This window comes from Bellilinea sp., from assembly GCF_053501535.1.
Window position 1 is genome coordinate 61,882 of sequence record NZ_JBRCOK010000025.1, and the last position, 15,763, is coordinate 77,644.

15 protein-coding genes and 1 riboswitch are annotated in these 15,763 nt (G+C 48.6%); of the genes, 10 read left to right on the forward strand and 5 right to left on the reverse strand.

From position 1 onward, the window contains the following. Entirely contained in the window at positions 1-237 is a 237-nt protein-coding gene (locus ACWIZX_RS02175) for a hypothetical protein (RefSeq protein ID WP_448334680.1), read from the forward strand. Next, positions 221-877 (forward strand): alpha/beta hydrolase, encoded by a 657-nt coding sequence (locus ACWIZX_RS02180; protein WP_448334681.1) that lies wholly within the window; start codon positions 221-223, stop codon positions 875-877. Before ACWIZX_RS02175 ends, ACWIZX_RS02180 begins: the two co-directional genes overlap by 17 nt. Here the strand turns inward: ACWIZX_RS02180 and ACWIZX_RS02185 are convergent. Beyond that, complete coding sequence (locus ACWIZX_RS02185) at positions 874-1,497, reverse strand: SH3 domain-containing protein (protein ID WP_322792661.1); 624 nt, start codon at positions 1,495-1,497, stop codon at positions 874-876. The two genes, ACWIZX_RS02180 and ACWIZX_RS02185, sit on opposite strands and share 4 nt — an antisense overlap. Positions 1,498-1,527: 30 nt before the next feature. On the opposite strand from ACWIZX_RS02185, the gene ACWIZX_RS02190 reads away from it, so the two are divergent. Next, positions 1,528-2,145 (forward strand): double zinc ribbon domain-containing protein, encoded by a 618-nt coding sequence (locus ACWIZX_RS02190; RefSeq protein ID WP_448334682.1) that lies wholly within the window; start codon positions 1,528-1,530, stop codon positions 2,143-2,145. A 1-nt stretch (position 2,146) separates the two neighbouring features. Here the strand turns inward: ACWIZX_RS02190 and zwf are convergent, their stop codons facing one another. Beyond that, positions 2,147-3,649, reverse strand: coding sequence for a glucose-6-phosphate dehydrogenase (gene zwf, locus ACWIZX_RS02195; protein ID WP_448334683.1), 1,503 nt, complete (start codon positions 3,647-3,649; stop codon positions 2,147-2,149). A 110-nt stretch (positions 3,650-3,759) separates the two neighbouring features. Between zwf and ACWIZX_RS02200 the strand changes: the two genes are divergently transcribed. After that, positions 3,760-4,395, forward strand: coding sequence for a nitroreductase family protein (locus ACWIZX_RS02200; RefSeq protein ID WP_322792658.1), 636 nt, complete (start codon positions 3,760-3,762; stop codon positions 4,393-4,395). Positions 4,396-4,485: 90 nt separating this feature from the next. Then, complete coding sequence (locus ACWIZX_RS02205) at positions 4,486-5,331, forward strand: DegV family protein (RefSeq protein ID WP_322792657.1); 846 nt, start codon at positions 4,486-4,488, stop codon at positions 5,329-5,331. An 11-nt stretch (positions 5,332-5,342) separates the two neighbouring features. On the opposite strand, the gene ACWIZX_RS02210 is transcribed toward ACWIZX_RS02205, so the two are convergent. Beyond that, on the reverse strand, positions 5,343-6,512 hold the full coding sequence (locus ACWIZX_RS02210; protein WP_448334684.1) for an iron-containing alcohol dehydrogenase: 1,170 nt from the start codon (positions 6,510-6,512) through the stop codon (positions 5,343-5,345). Beyond that, positions 6,506-6,811 (reverse strand): putative quinol monooxygenase, encoded by a 306-nt coding sequence (locus ACWIZX_RS02215; protein WP_322792833.1) that lies wholly within the window; start codon positions 6,809-6,811, stop codon positions 6,506-6,508. The genes ACWIZX_RS02210 and ACWIZX_RS02215 overlap by 7 nt, the downstream gene beginning before the upstream one ends. A gap of 136 nt (positions 6,812-6,947) precedes the next feature. On the opposite strand from ACWIZX_RS02215, the gene ACWIZX_RS02220 reads away from it, so the two are divergent. Then, positions 6,948-7,658, forward strand: coding sequence for an RluA family pseudouridine synthase (locus ACWIZX_RS02220; RefSeq protein ID WP_448334685.1), 711 nt, complete (start codon positions 6,948-6,950; stop codon positions 7,656-7,658). A gap of 29 nt (positions 7,659-7,687) precedes the next feature. Here the strand turns inward: ACWIZX_RS02220 and ACWIZX_RS02225 are convergent, their stop codons facing one another. Beyond that, the gene (locus ACWIZX_RS02225) at positions 7,688-9,991 is read right to left on the reverse strand and encodes a sodium-translocating pyrophosphatase (protein WP_322792835.1); all 2,304 of its coding nucleotides are present in this window, start codon (positions 9,989-9,991) and stop codon (positions 7,688-7,690) included. A gap of 521 nt (positions 9,992-10,512) precedes the next feature. Between ACWIZX_RS02225 and ACWIZX_RS02230 the strand changes: the two genes are divergently transcribed. The 4 genes from ACWIZX_RS02230 (at position 10,513) to ACWIZX_RS02245 (ending at position 15,755) form a co-directional block, all read left to right on the forward strand. Further along, positions 10,513-11,733, forward strand: coding sequence for a sigma-70 family RNA polymerase sigma factor (locus ACWIZX_RS02230; RefSeq protein WP_322792836.1), 1,221 nt, complete (start codon positions 10,513-10,515; stop codon positions 11,731-11,733). A 129-nt stretch (positions 11,734-11,862) separates the two neighbouring features. Next, complete coding sequence (locus ACWIZX_RS02235) at positions 11,863-14,673, forward strand: tetratricopeptide repeat protein (protein ID WP_448334686.1); 2,811 nt, start codon at positions 11,863-11,865, stop codon at positions 14,671-14,673. 26 nt (positions 14,674-14,699) lie between these two features. Next, the gene (ndk, locus tag ACWIZX_RS02240) at positions 14,700-15,155 is read left to right on the forward strand and encodes a nucleoside-diphosphate kinase (RefSeq protein WP_322792838.1); all 456 of its coding nucleotides are present in this window, start codon (positions 14,700-14,702) and stop codon (positions 15,153-15,155) included. 34 nt (positions 15,156-15,189) lie between these two features. Continuing rightward, positions 15,190-15,259, forward strand: a riboswitch (Fluoride riboswitch). A 37-nt stretch (positions 15,260-15,296) separates the two neighbouring features. Further along, entirely contained in the window at positions 15,297-15,755 is a 459-nt protein-coding gene (locus tag ACWIZX_RS02245; protein ID WP_322792839.1) for a hypothetical protein, read from the forward strand. The last annotated feature ends 8 nt before the right edge of the window (positions 15,756-15,763 follow it).

Consider the following 15,763-nt stretch of genomic DNA (forward strand, 5'->3'; position numbering starts at 1 on the left):
GTGCCAAATTTGACCGATGACCTGCGCCGTTACGCCCGGCAAACCACTGTGCGATTAATCGTCGGAGGTATATTATTGATCCTGCTGGTCGGTGGTGGTTTAATTTTGTACTTCTACGGCAGCGGTGCATTGGCTTTAGGAATTCTCTGCTTCATTACCGGTCTAACACCGGTGGTCTTAATTGTATTCATTCTTTCCGTGCTGGAGTGGATCGTCAAACGTGAACGAGGCAACTAACACTGAAATCATTCTTTACCAAAATTGGATTCTTCGCCTTCGGCCGGCTGTCCCAGAATCATCAACCAAAATTCTCTTGATGCTTCATGGCTGGACCGGTGATGAAAACTCAATGCAGATTTTCCAGCGGGATTTACCCCAAGAGTACTGGATTTTCTCTCCACGCGGCCCAATTCAAACCCCAGAAGGCGGTTATGGTTGGATAGGACACCGTCCTGGCAGAGAAGCCACCTTGCAGGCTTTTCTTGAACCAGCCAGCGCATTACACCAACTGATGAACCAGATTCGCCGCGATTACTCCCTCCCCAATCAACCCATTGAATTAATGGGTTTCAGTCAGGGAGCTGCGCTTGCTCTTGCTTATTGCCTTGCCTATCCTGACCAGGTGATAAAAGCGGCAATTCTTTCGGGCTTCTTGCCGTTTTTACCAGCTGACTATCAGCCTCCAGCTGCGCTGGCCAACATCAGCTTTTTTGTTGCCCACGGCAGCGAGGATGAGATTGTTCCGATTGAGCGCGCCTACGAGACGGTTGAGTTTTTGAAAAATGCCAACGCCAAGGTTCACTTTTGTCACTCGCCTGTCAGCCACCGCATCAGTTCGGCCTGTTTCCGGGAACTCACCCGCTTCTTTGCCCGCTAACGGCGCTGGACGAAAGAGAAAATGCCCAAAAGCACCCCAATGGTCAACAATACCACAATGATCAACCCCATCGGTACAGCCGGTACTCCTGCCGCAGAGGGGTTTTGAAATGTGGGAATAGCCAAAGGGGGAGGCGGGGTAAAGGTTGGCAATCGGGTTGGTGCAACAGTAACAATAAACTGTGCTGCCAGCGTTGGATCAATTGTGGCCGTCATATCGCGTGTCGGTGTTGGCGGCGGTTCAACAATGGGCAATTCTCCGGGTGTAATGTTAACAAAAGGGCTATACACCCAGCCAACATTCCCAGGGGCGCCAGGATATTCAATTAAGATCCAATCCCCGCCCGGTGATCTGCCTTTTGCAACAGCAGTCTGACCGATCAACAAAACCCCCACCCGCGGGTACAGAGCGTTCGGGCCGCTGCGCACATTGATGGAAGGTTCATTCGTGCCGGGTCGAACAGAGACGATTGGTCCGCTGGGGGTGCTGGTGACCGTGGCAATATCCACCGTTGGAATTTGGGCCAGAACACGAGTTCCTCCACCCTCAGGCAACCCAAACGGGATAATAATCGTTATAATAAACAGCAATAAAAACCATTTTCGCTTGGTTGAACGCATTCTCTCACCATCACTTTGAAAGTCTGAGCCATGAGTCTACCTGCAGATTATAACCGATCTGATCAACTGCAAAAAATTTATCACGGCGTTATCACGCCATCGGATGTTTCCCACAGTTTGTTTGCTGCCTTTAACCGAGGTAATTACCGCGCCCAGCAAATTGGCACAGGCGAGAGAATTGTCGTCCAAATTGGCACGCGCCCCAACGCCGCTTCCGGAGGACAAACGGCAATCACCGTTTCGATTCAATCCCACGAAGATGGAATTCTCGTTCAGATGGGCAGGCAAAACTGGTTAGGGCTGGCTGCCAGCCTTGGGAAAACGGCTTTGTTTGCCTTGCGCAACCCCCTGAACTTGCTTCACCGTATTGATGATCTGGCTCAGGATATTGAGTCGATTCAATTGATTGACCAGATCTGGCGGGTAATTGATCAAACTGCCCAGTCACTGAACAGTACGCAGGAATTATCCGAGCGATTTCGGCGTTTAGTATGCGAATACTGCAACACGGCAAATCCTGTTGGAGAACCTCGCTGTATTGCCTGCGGTGCGCCATTGGGTAATTTACAGCCCAAAACCTGCCGTTATTGTGGCTTTATTCTCAAGTCAAACGAGCGAAAATGCCCCAATTGCGGCAAATCCAATTGAACTAATCACCAGCAGGATTGCGCCACTGACGGCCATCTTGCTGAATAAAATCATCTATGCCTGGCGGGCCCCATGTACCCGCTTCGTAAACTGGCAAATTGCGCACAGGAAATTGCTGCCATGCTTCCAAAATATTGGAAGTAAACGCCCACTGGCTTAAAACTTCATCTGAACGTGTGAAAAGCGTCGCATCTCCCTGGATGCAATCCAACAACAAACGTTCGTATGCTTCTGGCGGTTCGATGCCAAAAGTTTCCTGGTAATTGAATTCCATGTTGACCGGTGCAATTTGATTAATCGGGCCGGGGGCTTTTGCGCCAAACTCCAAACGAATTCCTTCGTCCGGCTGAAGGCTGAGCACTAGGGTATTGGGAGCATCTCCTGCCAGATTATGCCAGTCGAAAAGCGATAATGGCGCCTGGCGAAAACGAATCACAATTTCCGTCAAGCGGCTGGGCAACCGTTTTCCGGAACGCACATAAAATGGTACCCCCGCCCAACGCCAGTTATCAATATACAGGCGCGCTGCCAGCAGGGTCTCGGTAACTGAGTCCGGCGGTACACCAGCTTCATCTTTATATCCGGGTACACGTTTCCCTTCGATAGTACCAGAAACATACTGTGCCCGATAAGTGTTCTGAATGGCATCTTTCCCCTTGAGTGGACGAAGTGCCTTAAGAACCTTGACCTTCTCATCCCTGACCGCATCAGCGTTGAAACCAACCGGCGCTTCCATCGCAGTCAGTGTCACCAGCTGCAAAAGGTGATTTTGAAACATGTCGCGAATTACGCCTGCATTATCATAATAGCCCGCACGCGTTCCAACACCGACTGTTTCAGAAACAGTAATTTGTACGTGGTCAACATAGCGGCGATCCCACAAAGGCTCAAAGATTGCATTGGCAAAGCGAAAAACCAGGATATTCTGTACGGTTTCCTTGCCAAGATAATGATCAATCCGGTAAACCTGTTTTTCGGAAAACACGCGATGAACTGCCTGCTCCAGCACCGTTGCCGACTCAATGTCACGTCCATAAGGCTTTTCGATCACGATTCTTGTCCAGCCGTTTTCTCTTTTATTGAGACCACTTTTTCCCAATAATTCTACAATGACCAGATATTCCTCCGGTGGTGTTGCCAGATACAGCAAGACATTCTGAATCCGATTACTTTTGATCAATTCCCCTAGCTTTTGATAACCCTGCAACTCCTCAAAAGTTGATTGGACATAATGGGTTCTGGATAAAAGGCGTTCCACTATCTCATCTTCAATTGGTTTGCTTCTGGCATACTCATCAATTCCGCTTTTTAATTTCTCCCGAAGAAATTCGTCGTTCCAGTCTCTGCGGGCAAAACCAATAAGATAAAGCTTTTCCGGCAGTTTTTCTGCTTTCATTAACTCATACAATGCCGGCAACAATTTTCGGCGGGTTAAGTCGCCGGTTACACCAAAAATTACGATGGCAAGTGAAGCGTTTTTGGTTTCAGAAATGAGCGTATTCATATCAATAATTCCTTGTGAAAAGTCCTGCGCAGCGTCATACAATTGCTATCAATTTTACAACCTGCCGGTTAAAATAAATAGAGAAAATCCGTATAAGCATGGAACAAAAAATGAATGTCAAAAGTGAACAAACCACATCTCCAATAACCGCTCGCGATGAATTTCCCAATCCTGAAATTCACTCGCTCATTCAGTCCCGCCGCTCTTCCAGAATTTACGATCCTGAACGGCTGTTAACCTGGGAGCAAATCCTGTTGCTGCTGGAAGCCGCCCGTTCAGCACCCTCCAGCGGCAACCGCCAGCCGTGGGTTTATCTTGTATTTGAACCATCCAAACCGGAACAGTTGGAAAAAGCCCGTTCCTGTCTCAACCCCGACAATCAGGTGTGGGCTAACCGTGCCCCGTTGCTTTTGCTGGCAGTCAGCGAGGATATTCGCCCCGACGGCAGAGAAAATACCAAAGCTCTGCACGATTTAGGCATGGCGAATCAAAATTTACTGCTTCAGGCAACCGCAATGGGGTTGAATTGTCGTCCGATGGCCGGATTTGACGCCGAAAAAGCCCGCAAACTATTCAACATTCCAGAAGGATATACCCCGCGGGTAATGATTGCTGTCGGCTACCCGGGAGATATCGAAGATTTACCCGTAGAAGTTCAGGAAAAAGAGCGCAAAGTCCGCACCCGTAACCCGGTTGATCATTTCGCCTTTCGGGGAAACTGGCAACAATCCCTGTTTGAGGATTAATTCCTGAGGTTTATCATTGTATAATAGCATCACAACCTTGTGGTGCTATTTTTTTCGTTAATTTTGGTAATACCCAAGAGAGGACTCATCATGGTTACAATTGTTGCTGATACAACATCCAGTATCCCCGTCCCCCAGGCGCAGGAACTGGGAATACCGTATATTCCCCAAATCATCGTTTTTGGCAACGAAACCTATCGCGATGACACTGAAATGGATAGTAAAACCTTCCTGAAAAGACTGCGCGAAGCAAACACCCTGCCAAAAACCGCCGCTCCGCCCCCGGCACTGTATCACCCAATTTATGATAAATACACTCAGGACGGCAACACAGTCGTTGTTTTAACTCCTTCAGCAGACGTTTCCGGCACATTCCGCAGCGCCGAAGTAGCAGCAGCAGATTTTCCAGGAAGGGATATCCGCGTTGTGGATACACGCACCATTGGCTCGGGCCTGGCTTCAATTGTTTTAGAAGCGCATCGTTGGGCAAAAGAAGGATTGGACGCCGATACCATCATCGAACGGGTCAAAGATATGAGCCAGCGGGAACGGGTCTACTTTGTTGTAGATACGCTCGAATACCTGTACAAAGGCGGACGAATTGGCGGCGCAAAAATGCTCGTCGGCAGCCTTTTGCAGGTCAAACCAATTCTTCAATTTAAGAATGGCCGCACTGAACCGGTGGAAAGCCAGCGCACCAAACGACGGGCAATGGCACGATTAAAAGAACTGGTCTATTCTGACTGCCCGCACCACGATGGGGCACTGCTCACCATCATGCATGGCGATGCAGAAGAGGAAGCCCAAGCTCTTGCTGAGGAATTTAAGACGCAATTGGGAATCTCAAGCGTTCGTATCTATGATCTGCCGCCAGCAATTCTCGTTCATGCCGGGCCGGGCGTCATTGCGGTGAGTTATTTCACGGAAGCAAAATAGACGCTCATTTTTCAAAACGCTTCTTCCAAAATTTGAAATAGTTCTTCATCCTCCAACTCGATTGGGTTGGCCTTCATACTGCTGGCTTTTCTGGCATTTTCCACCACTCTGGCAAAGTCTTTTTGCCGAATTCCATACTCTCGCAAACGTGGTATATGGAGTTCTTCACATGTTTCTTCCATCCAGCGGATGCCGTCCAGCACATCGGCAGTCAAATCTTCCACCAGCCAGCCGGCCAGCCGATGATAGCGTTCGAGAGCAGGATGGTTTGGTTGGCGCATTTTAAGGGCCTCAATATTGACGCGACACACCACCGGAAGCAAGCGGGCACAAATCGCCCCATGCGGCGCTTCAAACAATCCACCCAGCGGTGCAGCAAATCCATGCACAGCTCCCAATCCCGCATTGGCAAGCGCTAAACCACCCATTAAACTCCCAAAAGCCATCTCCTCCCTCGCCGGGAGATCATTCCCGTGATGATATGCTTTTCGCAACGAACGAGCAATTTTTCGAATCCCCGTCTCACAAAACAAGTCGGTAAAAGCATTTGCCCTGTTCGATACATACGGTTCAATCACCTGAGTGAGAGCATCCATACCGGTGGTGGCAGTGACTGCAGGGGATAGTCCCATCGTGAGGATCGGATCAACCAATGCCAGGGCAGGCAGCATCTTGGGGCTGCGCAGGCTGACTTTGATTCCATGCTGAGGAAGGGAAATCACTGCATTACGGGTAACTTCACTGCCGGTACCGGCGGTTGTTGGAACAGCGACAACCGGCAACGGATTCACCTGCAAAGCTTTCCCCCGGCCCACAACTTCAAGATAATCCAATGGATCACCCGGGTTAACAGCCAGTGCAGCAACCGCTTTGGCGCAATCCATCACACTCCCGCCGCCGGTGGCAATCACCAGATCAGGCTGATACTTTTTAACCCGGTTAACCAATTCAAGAATTTGATCCAGTTTCGGTTCGCCATGAATAACCGTTGTCTGATACTGGATGCCGGCACTGATTAATCCCTTTTCCAACCCTTCATGAAACGCTCGCCGATGGATGGTAATCCAAAACGCCCGCTTGCCCATCCCAGCCGCTAATTGACCAAGTTGATTGGCCGAACCGCTTCCAAAAATAATGCGCTGAGCGGTTTGGAAATCAAAGGATAAATTCTCGGCTACCACGCTTCCTCCTCAGGAAATAAATTGATGTACCGAACCCCCTGGCGAGGTTCTGCCATCATTTCCGCCACCGATTCCCGCCACTTTAAGTAATGTGCCGTCTTGCGGTGTTTTTCTTGATCGGCCTCACCTCGATAGACTTCAATCAGCGTAAAGCGATTGGGGTCTTCTTTGTTCTGCAAGAAATCAAAACGAGCGATACCCTCTTCATGAATGCTGTTTCTGGCATTTTCCAAAGTGGCTTCAATGAAAACCTCTCGAAATTCCGGCTTTACATGAATATGAACAAGCACAATGTGCATGGCAACCCTCCATAAAAATGGTAAGATAATTCTAAGCAAATTATACTCATGCCTGCATGGAGTCTGTCCTTTTCCGGTTCTAAACTTCCATTGGAATAATATGCCTTTGAATAATGATGAGATTTTCCCTCTCCATATGGATAATCACCTGTTGGTAGTCAACAAACCAGCCGGATTGCGAACCATCCCTGATGGTTATCAAAAGGATTTACCGGATTTGCATCATGTTTTGATGGAGCGTTATGGAAGATTATGGGTAGTTCACCGCCTGGATCGTCAAACCAGCGGCGCAGTACTTTTTGCCCGAGACGCCAATACTCACCGTCTTTTAAGCCTGCAATTTCAAAATCGCCAAATTAAGAAGGTTTATCATTTACTGGCAATCGGGTCTCCAGCAACTGCCCCCTTCGAAATCAATTACCCTTTACGAGTAGATGGAGATCGTTCTCACAGAACAGTGATTGATTTCCGCCACGGTAAACCGGCCATTACTCATATCCATTGGATTCAATCATTGATGAATGGCATTTTACTCATTGAAGCGCAGCCCCTCACCGGCTATACCCACCAGATTCGCGCCCATCTCTCTGCCGTCGGTTGCTGGCTGCTGCACGATAACCTTTACTTTCCCTGGAATCGTCCCCCTGACTCTTCGGATGCGCATCCATCCTTACCCGAAGAATATCAGCGCAAGTCTGTTGTTCTGCCAATCCGTCGCCTTGCCTTGCATTGCTGGAGGATGGAATTTCTCCATCCAATTTCTCTGCGTCCTTTTGCAATTACCGCACCCTATCCCGATGATTTCAATGAAACCGTCAACCTCTTAAAAGAAAAGAACGGGGATTAATCCCCGTCCTCTTCTTCGCCTTATCAGACCTAAATGGGTTTATCTACATCGGGAACTGGCCGCTTACTCTGGAAAATCGCCCAAACAAAGCCGGCAAACAGGATCAGCACCACGACAATTCCAACAAAGGAATTCAGCTGGAAGTTTACGATGATCGGTGCAGCCAGCAGAGAAACCAGATTGACCACTTTAATCATTGGGTTGAGGGCCGGGCCGGCAGTGTCTTTCAGGGGGTCGCCAACTGTATCACCAACCACCCCGGCTTTATGACGTTCTGATCCTTTGCCGGTATTCATCTCCAAATTACGTGGTTCATCTTCAATGGCCTTTTTGGCGTTATCCCATGCACCGCCGGAATTGGCCATAAACACGGCCAGCAGTTGACCACTTAAAATAACCCCAGCCAGATAACCACCCAAGGCTTCAACCTGCAATACCAGCCCAACCAGCAGCGGCATGGTGATTGAGATAACCGCCAGCGGAATCAATTCCTTTTGAGCCGACCGAGTTGAAATGGACACCACCCTGGCATAATCCGGTTTGACAGTCCCTTCCATGATCCCCGGTACGCGGAATTGTTTACGCACCTCTTCTACAATCTCGCTGGCAGCCCGTGACACGGCACGGATGGAAAGAGAACTGAATAGCCATGGCAAAGCCCCCCCCAACAGAAAACCAATGAATACGGTGGTATCAGAGATGCGGATGGCTTCCATCACACCGCTTTTTGCACGGTTCACATCGGTAATGTAAGAAGCAAACAGACTCACTGCCGCAATTACAGCCGAGGCAATTGCTATACCTTTGGTAATTGCTTTGGTAGTGTTACCAACCGCATCCAGATCGGCCATAATCTGCCGGGCTTTAAGTGTTTCGGGATCATCCAAATCATGCCAGGCCATTTCAGCAATACCGTTGGCATTATCGGAGATCGGGCCGTAGGAATCCATTGCCACATTATTGCCGGTATGGCTGAGCATCCCAATACCAATCATCGCAACAGCATAAAGCACAAAATTGGCTCCATCAGCCTGATAGATTAACTTAGCCAGTGTAAATGAAATGGCAATCACTACCAGCGCCCACACACTCGATTCCATTCCAACCGAAAGACCGGAAAGAATGGTTGTTGCTGGACCGGTACGGGTAGATTTAACGATTTCTTGCACTGGTGCTTTGCGGGTTGCGGTAAAGTAGGACGTAAGCGGATTGAATGCAACCGCCAACCCAACCCCAATCGTTGTTAACAAACCAAGACGCCAGTCTCCGGCATATAAAATCGCCAGCAAAAAGGAAAATATCACCGTATTGACGCTGGAAACTTCATAAGAGCGGAACATTGCCTCTTCAGCGTCGTGTGCCCGCAGGAATTTGATCGGGAATCGCTCCCAAATCGGAACGGTGAAAGTGCCGATAATTGAGCTGATCACGCCAATTGCCCGGATGACCAGTGGATACACAATATAGTGAATTTGTCCGGTTGCCTGATAGAGCACCAACCCCAAAATCAAAGCAGAGACAATTGTGACTTCATAACTCTCAAAAATATCTGCCGCCATACCGGCGCAGTCACCCACGTTATCTCCAACCAGATCGGCCACGACAGCAGCATTGCGGGGATCATCTTCAGGAATATCTTTTTCGACTTTACCCACCAGGTCCGCTCCGACATCTGCCGCTTTGGTGTAAATACCACCGCCAACCCGCATGAAGAGAGCCAGCAGGGTACCGCCAAAACCAAAGCCGAGTAAAGCGTCTGGTGCTGCCCGCCCAAAGATGATAAAGATCAAAGTGCCCCCCATCAACCCTAAACCATCGGTTAACATGCCGGTGATTGTGCCTGCATAATAGGCAATGGACAATGACTCATTGAAGGACCGTCGTGCAGCAGAGGCAGCCCGTACACTGGCCTGAATCGCCATACGCATTCCCAGTTGCCCAACGATGAGAGAAAAGGAAGCCCCCATAATGAACGCAATCGTTCTTCCAAAAGCCACAATTAGTGTGACATTGGTGGCTCCCAGATGGCCAAACTCTTCTTGGGCTTCAAGGCTTGGTTCAACAACCGCCACACTCAGGAACAAGGCAATGGTTAATAAAGCAATTGCAGGCAGAATGGTCTTCAGCTGTCTTTGAAGGTAACCATCCGCGCCTTGTCGAATGGCCTCCCAAACTTCTTGCATCTTTTCAGTGCCTTTATCCTTTTGTAAAACGTTGTTACGCAGCAACCAGGCATATAACAGGCTAAGCAGCGCAACAACCAGAACGCTGAGCACGGCTATCTGCTCGAATGGTGTCTGCAGACCGTGCCTGGAAAGACCTAAAATATCCATATTGCCTCCAGGTTAGTAAGGGGATTTGGGGTGATTAACCCATGAATGCGTCTGAATTCCATCGAGACGCACTAAATCATTGTATAACAACCAAAATAAATGTCAATCAAAATTAATCATCCGTTTTCAGGACAAACATTAGGTTTTTTTGAAAAATTTTGTATTTTCCTCGGGCTTTTTTGGATTAATGTTTCATTAGAATTTCAAAAACCTATTGAATTTCTTTTCAGTTTGTTATATAGTGTTATGCGGCTGTTTATTGCCACATTCATGGAAACCACCAACTGCGGCGGGCGGGGTAAATTTAACCGCTCGTTTGTTTGTCAGGGTGACAAAGAGTAAAGAATCCAGCAGTTTGATCTGCTGCCCACAGCACCAGGCAATACAAGGTATTGATTTTCCTTAAAAAAGAGTGTATTCTGAATAAATAGAATACACGAGCAGGCAAAATGCTGGATAAAAAGACAAAATTAGAACGAATACTGAGATACTTTTCTCAAAAAAGGAAGTTTGTGAAACGTATGGACAATCCGCTGATTAATGTTGTTGACGAAGAAGAAGACGAATATCCAGCCATTGCTCGCTTAATTGAGTTAGGCCGGCAAAAGTCCTACGTCACGATTGACGACATTCTTCACTTCTTCCCGGAAGCCGAGCAAGATGTCGAGCAACTGGAGGAGGCTTTTGCTGCCTTAATGAGCGCGGGCATTCCTTACATCGAAGATGAATCGCTAATCCCCGAACCTGCGGAAGATGAACTGGCATTGGATGAGGAGATCGAAGAACCGGAAGAAGCCGCGAGCGAAATCATCTTTGATGATCTTCAAAACATTGATACCGACGATACAATTGGTCTGTATCTGAAAGAGGTCAGCCGTGTCCCATTGCTGACCGCAGAAGAAGAAGTCGAACTGGCTCAGCGCATCGAACGAGGCCGACTGGCCCGTGAGGAACTGGCGCGGGGCAATGTCGGCAACCGCCGCCGCCACGAATTGCGCAAGTTAATCGAAGACGGCTGGGCAGCCCGCGAACATCTGATCACCGCCAATTCCCGCCTCGTCATCAGCGTCGCCAAAAAATACATGGGACGTGGTGTACCTTTTCTTGACCTGATTCAGGAAGGTAACATCGGCTTAATCCGCGCAACCAAAAAATTTGACTATCGCCGGGGTCACAAATTCAGCACTTATGCTACCTGGTGGATTCGTCAGGCGGTTACGCGTGCCATTGCCGATCAGGGACGCACCATTCGTGTGCCGGTTCACATGGGTGACCAAATCAACAAATTGTTGCGTATCCAACATCAACTCACTCAGCGTCTTGGCAGAGAACCCTCCGTGGACGAACTGGCCATCGCCCTGGATGTACCGCCAAAGAAAGTAGAAAACATGATTCAGGTGGCGCGCCGCCCCCTTTCTTTGGAAACCCCGACCGACGATGAGGAAGATTCTGTCCTGGGAGATTTCATTGAAGATGATGAAGCACCGCCGCCGGATGATACCGCCACCTACAACTTGTTACGCGAACATCTGGAGGAGGTGCTCAACACTCTCCCACCCCGCGAAGTGCGTATTCTGCAACTCCGCTATGGCTTACTGGATGGACAGGCTTACACCCTGGAAGAGGTTGGCAGAAAAATGGGTGTCACCCGTGAACGGGTCAGACAAATCGAAGCTCAGGCACTCAGCCGCTTGCGCCATCCCACCATTCGACGCAAGTTGCGCGATTATCTGGGCGAATAAAGAATTACCGGCAAGTACAACTGGAAACCGCTGCGGAAATGCCGAGCGGTTTCTTTTATTCCACCTCGTCTTTCAAATGACTTGCATAATCCTAAAACTTGGGGCATACTAACCATTGGGAGGTGGTTTATGGCTAAAATACCTTTACGAGCTTATAACCGTGAAATTGAGGCAATGATCGACCGCGGTGAATCAAACACTGCCATTGCTCATTGTCGTCACATTCTCAAATATTATCCTAAACACATAGACACCTACCGCCTTCTAGGAAAAGCCTATCTTGAGTCGCAGCGCTATGCCGAAGCAGCCGATGTGCTTCAACGAATTCTCTCTGCGGTGCCGGATGACTTCATTTCACAAATCGGGATGAGCATCATCCGCGAGGATGAAGGCAATCTGGATGCTGCGATCTGGCACATGGAAAAAGCCTTTGAAGCCCAACCCTCCAACACAGCCGTTCAGGACGAACTCCGCCGTTTGTACGGACGGCGAGATGGGGTTGAACCTCCCAAAATCCGATTGACCCGCGGCGCCTTGGTGCGCATGTATGCCCGCGGCGAATTGTACCAGCAGGCCATTGCCGAAATCCGTGCTGCGTTAGCGGAAGACCCGTTGCGGGTAGATCTGGAAGTCATTCTTGCGCGCATGTATTTTCTTTCCGGCCAAACCGTTGCAGCCATCGAGGTTTGCAGCCGTCTGATCTCCAAACTTCCCTATTGTTTTGAAGCCAATCGCATTCTGGCAGAAACACTTCTCCAAACCTCACGGGCGGAAGATGCAAAAATCTATCAGCAACGTGTATTTGCAATGGATCCTTATCTGGCGTACCTTCCTCCCAATGCGATCAGCAGCATTGAAGTACCCGACAATGCGGTTACTCTGGATCGATTAGAGATTGAAAACATCGAGGAAGAAACCACCTCGCCAGAGTGGGCTCTAACAGCCGGCGTAGAATTTAAAACCGAATCCGAAGAGCCATTACCGGATTGGTTTTCCGAAATCAAACCGGCTGAAGCAGCACAAGACTCGATTACCTCTTCCCCCCTTACCTCTGAAGCAACAACCTGGGTTGAAGAACAATCGCCTGAATCATCTGCTCCGATCATTACTGATCAGCCCGAAGAAGAAACCATCCCCGAGTGGATGCGAGAAGCCGGCTGGACACCCGCCGATAAGGTAGATGAAACCGTTGAAGCTGGTTTTAATCTGCCCGAAGAAGGTCTGGAGATGGGAGAGATTCCAGAATGGCTGCAAGAGATTGCCCCAGAAGAATCCCTTTCGGAGGAGCAGCCAGCGGATGAAGAAGAAAATGATTGGCTGGAGAAAATTCTTCCCTCTGAAGAAACAAAATTGAGCGAAGGAACTCCTTTAACACCCTTCACCGACGAAATCCAACTTTCCGAAGAACAATCTACTGCCGAGGAAATTGAACAAACCGCAATTGATGAATCGGCCATTTCTTTCTCAACCTCCACCACGGATAAAGAAGAAGTTGGAATTGCTGCAACCTTTGAAGATGAACCTGAGTGGCTCAAAGATTTAACCACCCTTGAAGAAGAACAACTTCCTGCTGAATCCGAACCTTTCCCGGCAGAAATTCCATCCTTCAGTGAAACCGAGTTGGAAACAGCAGCCGAAGAAAAGTTAACTTCGCCAATTGCTCCTGAGCCTGGCACATCACAAACTTTGCCAGACCTTGGAGATTTGGATGCCACCATGGCGTGGCTGGAGAGTTTAGCAGCCCGGCAGGGAGCCGATGAATCTACACTGCTGACTTCACCCGAGGAACGGCAGGATACCCCGCCCGAATGGATTCAATCGCTGGTTGAAGAAACACCTGCCGAAATCGCTCCGGAATTCGAAGAGAAGGGTATACCAACCCCCCAACCAGAAATTCCCCCCTCAGATATGCCTCAAAATGAAGAGGTAGAACAGAGCGGTCAAGCAGCAATCCCTGATTTCATGCAAATTGAACAGGCTGAAAGCCCGGAAACAGCGGAACTTCAGCAGCCTCAAACACCTGAAACGGAAGAACCATTACCCGATTGGCTCATGGAATCATTACAGGAAGGCGAGGCAACCGCCGAAACACCTGAAGAAACAGAAGAATTTACTCTTTCTACAAAAACTGGGGAGGAAGGCGCTGTCATGCCTCCTTTCCTAACCAGCCCTCCGAAGGAATTGGAGGATGAAGATTCAACTTTTGCATGGCTGGAAAGTCTGGCTGCCAAACAAGGTGCCGCTGAAGAAACCCTGTTGACAAAACCTGAAGACCGTCAGGAAGAGCTGCCAGAATGGGTGAAAGAAGAATTGCAATCCGAAGAAAATATTAACACGATTGCAGATAATGAGACGGTTGCGGAAGTGGAAATCACTCAGCCAGGTGTGGAATTTTTTGAGCAACAACCAGAAACCATTGAAGATACCCAACCCGTTTACCACAAAGCAGCTGCTCCTCCGGCAGTTGAAGAGGAAGTTGAATCTTTAGGTATCTCAGGGGAAGAAACGCCCTCTATCGAAGCAGAAACACCGACCTGGCTGAAAGGATTAGAGGAACAGGAACCTGAAACAGAACAGGAAGAGATGCCTTCAGATTGGGTACCGGAGTTTGAATTACCCACCGCTGAGGTACCCTCTCTCGAAATTGAGGAGCCCCAGCCACCGGCTGCAACCATTGAAGCCGGAAGCCATGCTGAACTTTTGACGATTGCCCAATCAGCGCTTCAATCTCACAATCTGGAAAAAGCGTTGCAGGCTTACAATCAATTGATAAAAGATGGGCAATATCTGGAAGAAACAATTCATGATTTGCGGGATGCACTTTACCGTTACCCCATTGACATCACTATCTGGCAAACTTTGGGCGATGCTTACTTACGCAGCAACCGCTTGCAGGAAGCGTTAGAAGCTTATACCAAAGCAGAAGAACTGCTGCGATAAGAATTTATCCCATTTTGGAGGACATTGTGGAACGCACTTTCGTACTTGCCAAACCCGATGCTGTACAGAGAGGTCTAATTGGAGAAATTATCAAGCGCCTTGAACAGCGTGGGTTAAAACTGGTCGCTGCCAAATTCTTACAGGTTTCCACCGAACTGGCTGAACAGCATTATGCCGTACACAAAGGTAAATCTTTTTACGAAGGTCTGATACGGTACATTTGCTCCGCACCGGTTATGGCAATGGTATGGGAAGGCCCGCAGGCGGTAGCCGCAGTACGTCAAACCATGGGAGCCACCCGCCCAACAGAAGCAGCCCCCGGCACCATCCGCCATGATTTTGGTCTGGAAGTCGGGCGCAACCTGACCCATGCTTCAGACAGTGTCGAAAACGCCATTGCAGAGATCAACTTATGGTTCAAACCAGAAGAAATTGTGCAATGGAATCAAAGCAATGGAGACTGGATCTTCGGCAATAACTGAGAGGGAAAAACGGCTTCGAGTAATGGTATAATTCAAATAATCAAGCGATGAGGCTCGCTGGGTTCTGACCAAACCGCCGGAAGGCTGATAGCCTCTGATGATAAACCGCTTATCATCAGAGGTTTTTATTTTGAGGATAAAATGAATACGATTGAAGAAACGCTTGACAATTTGAATTTGAATGAATCGCAAAAAAGGTACCTGACCTCCTCTTTTGTTACCATTGAGAAACTGCTTCGCCATATATTAAATTTATTGCAAAACGAACCACAACCTGGTATCTTTTATCAACCTGTCAACGACGTTCCAGAAGAGACTACTGTTTATATTCAAAAACAGGTGTTGGAACTTTTGAATCGCCTTCATATGTTAAAGGTGCAGTTTAACCTTCAGGCAGTGGAGGAAAAAAACAGTCGAATTTTGGCTTCAGAACTGAGTTTATGTTGGGCCAGTCTGCTGGATACTCGCCCTAAAATATTATCCGGTTATGGCCCATTGACCGAAAATACAGCAAGCAAATTAGAAATGGAGATTAATGCGCTTACCCTATTAACTACCGCGCTCATCCATTCTATCAACAAGCCGAACTCATCCGCCTGAAAATCAAC

Coding starts and splice junctions, on each gene's coding strand:
- ACWIZX_RS02185 (WP_322792661.1), bottom strand. CDS start 1,497: ATGCGTTCAACCAAGCGAAAATGGTTTTTATTGCTGTTTATTATAACG.
- ACWIZX_RS02190 (WP_448334682.1), top strand. CDS start 1,528: ATGAGTCTACCTGCAGATTATAACCGATCTGATCAACTGCAAAAAATT.
- zwf (WP_448334683.1), bottom strand. CDS start 3,649: ATGAATACGCTCATTTCTGAAACCAAAAACGCTTCACTTGCCATCGTA.
- ACWIZX_RS02200 (WP_322792658.1), top strand. CDS start 3,760: ATGAATGTCAAAAGTGAACAAACCACATCTCCAATAACCGCTCGCGAT.
- ACWIZX_RS02205 (WP_322792657.1), top strand. CDS start 4,486: ATGGTTACAATTGTTGCTGATACAACATCCAGTATCCCCGTCCCCCAG.
- ACWIZX_RS02215 (WP_322792833.1), bottom strand. CDS start 6,811: ATGCACATTGTGCTTGTTCATATTCATGTAAAGCCGGAATTTCGAGAG.
- ACWIZX_RS02220 (WP_448334685.1), top strand. CDS start 6,948: ATGGATAATCACCTGTTGGTAGTCAACAAACCAGCCGGATTGCGAACC.
- ACWIZX_RS02225 (WP_322792835.1), bottom strand. CDS start 9,991: ATGGATATTTTAGGTCTTTCCAGGCACGGTCTGCAGACACCATTCGAG.
- ACWIZX_RS02230 (WP_322792836.1), top strand. CDS start 10,513: ATGGACAATCCGCTGATTAATGTTGTTGACGAAGAAGAAGACGAATAT.
- ACWIZX_RS02235 (WP_448334686.1), top strand. CDS start 11,863: ATGGCTAAAATACCTTTACGAGCTTATAACCGTGAAATTGAGGCAATG.
- ACWIZX_RS02245 (WP_322792839.1), top strand. CDS start 15,297: ATGAATACGATTGAAGAAACGCTTGACAATTTGAATTTGAATGAATCG.